Origin of the sequence: Photorhabdus sp. P32, from assembly GCF_038085095.1 — a bacterium.
GTDB classification, from domain to species: Bacteria; Pseudomonadota; Gammaproteobacteria; order Enterobacterales; family Enterobacteriaceae; genus Photorhabdus; species Photorhabdus luminescens.
This window is the reverse complement of record NZ_JAZGJN010000294.1, coordinates 69,461-76,284: the sequence shown is the minus strand read 5'-3', so window position 1 is coordinate 76,284 and position 6,824 is coordinate 69,461. Positions and strand designations below refer to the sequence as shown.

Annotated in this window: 5 protein-coding genes; 3 read left to right on the top strand and 2 right to left on the bottom strand. The window is 42.3% G+C overall.

All coding sequences use genetic code 11. The features are described 5' to 3' along the window. Positions 1-9: 9 nt before the first annotated feature. The gene (gene rtxC / locus V2H77_RS23230) at positions 10-471 is read right to left on the bottom strand and encodes an RTX toxin-activating lysine-acyltransferase RtxC (RefSeq protein ID WP_341500655.1); all 462 of its coding nucleotides are present in this window, start codon (positions 469-471) and stop codon (positions 10-12) included. 21 nt (positions 472-492) lie between these two features. Then, positions 493-843, bottom strand: coding sequence for a protein RtxH (gene rtxH, locus V2H77_RS23225; RefSeq protein ID WP_341500654.1), 351 nt, complete (start codon positions 841-843; stop codon positions 493-495). Positions 844-1,166: 323 nt separating this feature from the next. Between rtxH and V2H77_RS23220 the strand changes: the two genes are divergently transcribed. The 3 genes from V2H77_RS23220 to V2H77_RS23210 are packed head-to-tail and all read left to right on the top strand — an operon-like array spanning position 1,167 to position 6,767. Continuing rightward, a complete protein-coding gene (locus V2H77_RS23220) occupies positions 1,167-3,272 on the top strand; it encodes a peptidase domain-containing ABC transporter (protein WP_341500653.1) in 2,106 nt (701 codons plus the stop codon). Further along, positions 3,265-4,620 carry an HlyD family type I secretion periplasmic adaptor subunit gene (locus V2H77_RS23215; protein WP_341500652.1) on the top strand — a complete coding sequence of 452 codons (1,356 nt, stop codon included), beginning with the start codon at positions 3,265-3,267 and terminating at the stop codon, positions 4,618-4,620. The genes V2H77_RS23220 and V2H77_RS23215 overlap by 8 nt, the downstream gene beginning before the upstream one ends. A 2-nt stretch (positions 4,621-4,622) precedes the next feature. Then, positions 4,623-6,767 carry a type I secretion system permease/ATPase gene (locus V2H77_RS23210; RefSeq protein WP_341500651.1) on the top strand — a complete coding sequence of 715 codons (2,145 nt, stop codon included), beginning with the start codon at positions 4,623-4,625 and terminating at the stop codon, positions 6,765-6,767. Positions 6,768-6,824: the final 57 nt, after the last annotated feature.

Genomic DNA, 6,824 nt, shown 5'->3' with positions numbered 1-6,824 from the left:
ATACAAAAATTAAACAAAAAACCACTGCACCTGACGAATACAGCGGTTGTTTTGGACATCAAGTTTCCCGCGGACAGTACACGCTTTCTGACCTTTCCACGGCAAAAAGACACGGCGGCGCAAATCTCTGGCAACTTCACGCCCGTGACCAAAAGGAGCAATCATTTCGGGAAAAAAGATATGTGGACCTGAACGCCAGTCTGTGTGGGTAAGCTCTCTTTCTCCCGAAAGAAGTTCATCTCGATTCTGCTCAGATAAAAAAGCCCAATTACAAAAAGCGATTGGGCGCCCATGTTCATCTTCATAATAGCAAAACTGATTCAGCTCAAATGCAGGCAAGATACGCTGTTGCCACTCGGACACCAGGTATCTCCGATGCAAGGGAGAATGCTGGCTCAGCAGCATTACTCCGCCAATCATCGCTTGAATTTCTGCGTTATTCAGTTTCACTGGTTGATGTACAATCGCCATACGCTAATCAACCATGAGATCTTATTTTGTATTTTTAGATGGGCGTTTTTTAGCATTAGCAGGTTCTTCTGCTATCAATTCTGATGTAGTTTGCTCTTCCACCATTTGTGGATTAGGTAAAAACCCGGCGGCAACCAATTTGTCAAATTCAGCCGCCATCCGTGGATCTTCCAACATATTTTTAACCATCGAAACCATATACATAAATCCCGATGCTGGCATATGGATCACTTGTTTTAATTCAAGTTCATTATCATTTTCCGCCATTATCCCATTCGCCATACGATTGGGTTCTTGACCAACGAAATAAAGAGAAAAAACGCCTTTGTTATAATTAACGCTAGAGATAGTTTGTACGAATTTTTCAGACATGTTTTTATTCACCAAAAATAAACAATTTGTTAATAAGGCCATACAATATTTACAACAAGAAAAACATTTAATTCAGCGGCATCCTGACTTTGTATATCTATAAATACATTAAGAGTAAGCAAATCAGTAGAATAATATAGAGCAAAAACTCAAAATCAATATTCATACACAAAAAGTCATTTTACCCCCCACATATAGTCCCATTTACCCACACTGCTACTCGCAATAAATATAAGATAATAAGCAGCTACTTAAACGCCACGCAAAATTAATATAATAATTTGTTTTAATTAGTATTTTTGTGAATTTTAAAGATATTTTTCATGAATAAAATTGAGAAATTAACCATAGCATCATTAAGATTGATATTGATGATATGTAATGGAAAAGAAAATATTAATGACATTGATAACTTAAAAAGCTCTGACTGTTACCGCTCCTATATAAAGGATATAGAGAAAAAATTTAACTTATCTCTTTCAAATAAACATTCCGTAAGCAAAAAGCATCATAACATACCTTTACCCGCAATCTTGTTTGATAATAATGGCCTACCTTTTGTTTTGGCCAAATCGAATAAAGAGAGTTCATTAATACAGAGGGTTGACAAAGAAAATCCCGAAATATGGCCCGAAGAAAGGCTAATAAAAGAATGGAATGGAAAATGGATTAAAATCAAACAAAAACAAGCCAGATTCAACATCAGTTGGTTTATTCCAGAATTTTTAGCACAAAAGAAAAATATGGGCGAGATATTACTATTTTCCTTTGTGTTACAGATTCTTGCGTTAATTTCACCTTTAGTTATTCAGGTGGTTATGGATAAGGTCTTAATCCATCAAGCGTTATCGACTCTTGATGTATTAGTTTTTGGCTTAATCATTGCCGGCATCATCGAGGTGATTTTACGCGGATTACGTGAGTACCAATATGCTCACACTGCAAACCGCATTGATATCAAACTGGGATTAAAACTGGTGCAGCATCTGCTCGGGCTGCCTTTACTCTTTTTTAAATCCCGTCAGGTGGGGGCAATTGTCACACGTGTGCGTGAACTGAATACCATCAGAGAATTTCTGACGGGTTCAATGTTCACCTTATCCGTCGATGTCCTGTTTATGTTTATTTTCATCTACGTGATGAGCTTGTTATCCAGCACACTAACCTGGGTTTTTCTCGCAACTTTCCCTTTTTATGCCATTTTGGCATGGTGGCTGACGCCTCGTATGGAAAAAGCGGTTGAACAACAGTTCACCCATGCGGCAATAAATACCTCTTTTCTGACTGAAACAGTTTCCGGTTCTGAAACCCTGAAAAGTTTGGCGGTAGAGCCAAGATTCGTCCGCCGTTGGGATAGCCAGACGGAGAAGATGATAGATACCAGCTATGCAGTACAGCAATTGAGTAACCGTTCAAACCATATTGTGATGCTCCTGCAAAAAATCACCAATGCAGCGATTCTCTGGTTAGGCGCGTCAGAGGTTTTATCACTGCAAATGACCATTGGTCAGTTGATCGCCTTCAATATGATGGTAAATCACACTTCCCAACCATTAGCCAGACTGGTGGAGTTATGGGGACAATTTATCAGAACACAGGTAGCCGTCGATAAATTAGGAGATATGTTAAACCTGCCAACCGAACAGCAATCCGGCCAACAACAAATCACGCTGCAAGGGGCGGTCTCATTTAACCATATTATCTTTCGCTATCAACCCGATATTCCGCCGACGATTAAGGGATTAACGCTCAATATCAGAGCTGGAGAAACTATTGGTATTGTGGGTGCTTCTGGTTCCGGAAAAAGTACATTAGCTCGTTTATTACTCCGCCTTTATACCCCAGAAACAGGCGCAATTACCTTAGATGGGATTCCATTACAAAATATAAATATTGAAACGCTCAGACAGCAAGTCGGTGTAGTTCTGCAAGAAAATTTCTTATTTAACAAAACAGTATATGAAAATATCGCCCAGTCAAAACCCGATGTCAACCTGGAAGCGGTCATTAAAGCAGCCAAACTGGCGGGCGCTCATGAATTTATTCTCAAGCTGCCGATGGGCTATGACACAATTATCGCAGAAGGCGGGCAATCTTTATCCGGCGGTCAACGTCAGCGACTCGCCATCGCCCGGACGATTCTGGCTAATCCCAAAATTCTCATTCTTGATGAAGCAACTAGCGCCCTTGATGATGAATCACAATCACTCATTCAGTCCAATATGGCGGAAATCGCCCAAGGAAGAACGGTTATCACCATCGCACACCGCCTTTCAACTGTACGTCATTGTGATCGCATCATTGTTCTTAATCAGGGAGAAATTATCGAACAAGGCTCTCACGCTCAGTTGCTTAACCACGGCAAGCAATACCGAAAGCTCTGGCAGTTACAACAGGAATTAAAACAGGAGACGCCTTGTCATGATTAAGGCTTTTAAGGATAAAATTAAAACCCGATTGCGTCCTTGTCCGCAACATTACGATTTTTTACCAACACATTTGGCGTTATCGCAGCGCCCACCTTCACCATTTGCTCGCTACACCGCAATTACGCTCAGTGTCGGCGTCATCATCGCCTTACTCTGGGCTTATCTGGGTAAGTTGGATGTTCAGGCTACGGCCACCGGCCGTCTACTAGTCTCAGGTCGCTCTCAGATAATTCAAGCCTATGAACAGAGCCGGGTGACAGCTATCCACGTTCAGAACGGACAGCGAGTAACGAAAGACGCCCCATTGCTGACACTGGACACGCTCGGCGTTAATCAAGATATTGCTCGGTTATTCAAGCAGATCGAATATCAAGCCCATGAAAAGATTCGTTATCAGGCTTTAACTGAGGCACAAGCGCCAGAAGAACAGGCATTATTTCAAACCTTGCCGGTATCCCAACAAACACAAGTTATTGAAAATTATTCTCGTGAAAAAAGAGAGTACGACGCGAGCGTAACCAATCTGAAAGCCGAGATGAACGTCAATCTTTCTTCTCAACAATCACGGAAAAGCGATATCAATGCGCTCACTAAGCTCCGGCAAAATATTAGCCAGCGTTTAAAAGCACGCCAGACCTTAAGCCAAAAACAAGTGATCAGTAAAGTCGAATATCTTGAACAGGAAAAAGAGTTTCTGGAAACAGAACGTCTGATTGCTCAACAAAACGCGGAACTTAATGTGCTGCAATCGCAATATATCAGCCTTGAAGAGCGCTTAAACAGCCTGAAAACGCAAAAAGAACGTGAATGGTTTGATAAAAGAAAGCAGGCCGAAGTTCAATTGGTTGTTTTAGAGCAAGAGCTAGCAAAAGCTCAAGTGCGAGAACAACTTGAAGTCATTCGCTCTCCCGTTACAGGAACCGTTCAACAACTCAGTGTGCATACATTAGGGGCAGTTCTGCAACCCGCACAAAACTTAATGGTGATCGTCCCCGACGACAATGTGCAATTGGCAGAAGTGCAAATTCTCAATAAAGACGCCGGATTTGTTCATCCGGGGCAACAAGTCACCGTTAAGGTAGACGCTTTCCCCTATACACGTTATGGCACGATTGATGGCGAATTGCTAAGTATATCCAGAGACTCAACCACTGATGAGCGGTTAGGGTTGGTCTTCCCGGCTCAGGTAAGCCTTAAGAGTAATAATATCGTCATAGACAACACACGTGTTGACATTACCCCAGGTATGTCAATCGTCGCTGAAATCAAAACTGATCAACGCCGCGTTATCGATTATCTCCTGAGCCCTATCCGAGAGTATCAATCTGAAGCATTGAGGGAGAAATAATCGTGAACGGATTACACTCTTCCGCTACCGACTCCGGTAACAGCACCCATAATCAGGCGCTGGATTGTATTGTCTATGTGGGAAAACAATTTCATAAATCGGCCACTATCGATCAACTTCAACACAAACTGGGGTTTGATTCTTTACATCTAAATGACTTACAACTACGTGAAGCCGCTGACGCCATTGGGCTACACAGTAAAATTGAGCAATTAACTGTCAATACCGGGCCAACGTTACCTCTGCCAGCATTGATTGAACTGGAACAACAATGGTGGGTACTTATTGAAGTCAGTAACACCCATATTACGGTTCTCGATCCTGCTACTGAACAAATGCGGTCACTCTCTCTATTTGCTGATAATAAAGAACATGTCTATAAGATCCTTTTAATCGCCGATCAAGAGTTAACTAAAAAACATGTCAGATTCGGCCTGAGCTGGTTTTATCCCTCCATTTTCCGGCAGAAAAGTCAGATCAGAGATCTATTTTTATTTGCCATTGTTCTGCAACTATTTGCGCTGGTCAGCCCAATCCTATTTGAAAACATCATCGATAAAGTATTGGTAGGACGAAGTTTATCCAGCCTGCATGTCTTAGGTATGGCTATGCTCGCTATCGCCCTTGCCGAACCTTTATATAGCTTTATGCGCAACACCGTGTTTGGACACATGGCAAGCCAGATAAACTCCGAACTTTCCGGACGGTTGTATCGTCATCTGACAAGCTTGCCACTGCAATATTTTAAGCAACGGCAAACCGGGCAAATTATTGCCAGAGTCAGAGAAATGTCTCAAATCCGCCAGTTTTTGACCGGTTCTACCCTGATGCTGCTGTTAGATCTGATTTTCGTCATCATGTTCATTGGCGTCATGTTTTACTATGCCAAAATACTGACCTGGATCGTTATTGGCTCGCTCGCTGTTTATTTCATATTCTGGATCATCGCTGGGCCAATTATTCGCCGTAAAGTAGAAGCAGAATATGAAACCGATGCGAATGCAACGAGCTTTTTGACCGAAACCGTAACAGGTATTGAAACCATTAAAACCACCGCCACTGAAAAGCGTTTTTTACATCAGTGGCAACGTATTCTCAGCCAACAATTGACTAAAAGCTTTGCAGCACAAAAAAGCGGTTTAATTGCCGGGCAAGGAATCGATTTTGTCCAAAAATTTACCACCGCAATCCTTTTATGGTGGGGAGTGACAGAAGTTTTACGTGGTGAACTGACTCCAGGGCAACTTATCGCTTTTAATATGCTAGCCGGACATGTCACCCAACCAATTCTTCGACTGGCGCAGGTTTGGCAGGATTTTCAGCATACGTTAATCGCTCTGAAACGTGTGGGGGATATTCTTGATGAACCGATGGAGAACAGTAAACAGGGATTAGCTTCGGTACCTGAGCTGGAAGGCCAGATTGAATTCAGAAACATTCGCTTTCGCTATCATGACGATACACCAGAGGTTCTGGCAAATTTATCGTTATCAATAAAATCGGGGCAATTTATTGGCATAACCGGCCCATCAGGTTCAGGTAAAAGCACTCTCACCCGCTTACTGCAAAGGCTATATGTCCCTCAACATGGGCAAGTTCTAATTGATGGTATGGATTTAGCGATTGCCGATCCCGTCTCTTTACGCCGCAATATGAGTGTTGTGCTCCAGGAAAGTATCCTATTTTCTGGCAGCATCATCGATAACATTCGACTATGTAAACCCAACGCCACTGATGCAGAAGTCTATCGCGCTGCTGAGTTATCCGGCGCCATTGAATTTATCCAATCGTTTCCTCACGGTTTTGCTCATCCAGTCGGGGAGAAAGGAGCAAATCTCTCTGGTGGTCAAAGACAGCGAATCGCATTGGCAAGAGCGCTGTTGGTTAATCCCACTATCCTGATCCTCGATGAAGCCACCTCAGCATTAGATTATGAATCTGAAGCCGCAATCATGGCAAATATGGATGAAATATGCCGTAACAGAACCGTTATTAGTATTGCTCACCGGCTCAACACGATTCGCCATGCCGACAAAATTTGCGTGTTAGATCAAGGACAAATCGTCGAATTTGACTCACATGATCAACTACTTCAACAAGACGGCCTATACGCCCATTTATGGCATCAACAAATTGGCGAAAGCTGAATTGGCATTCAGTTTCATTTCTTAAAAAAGAGAAGAATAAATTTTGACTCAAAATGT

Coding starts and splice junctions, on each gene's coding strand:
- rtxC (WP_341500655.1), bottom strand. CDS start 471: ATGGCGATTGTACATCAACCAGTGAAACTGAATAACGCAGAAATTCAA.
- rtxH (WP_341500654.1), bottom strand. CDS start 843: ATGTCTGAAAAATTCGTACAAACTATCTCTAGCGTTAATTATAACAAA.
- V2H77_RS23220 (WP_341500653.1), top strand. CDS start 1,167: ATGAATAAAATTGAGAAATTAACCATAGCATCATTAAGATTGATATTG.
- V2H77_RS23215 (WP_341500652.1), top strand. CDS start 3,265: ATGATTAAGGCTTTTAAGGATAAAATTAAAACCCGATTGCGTCCTTGT.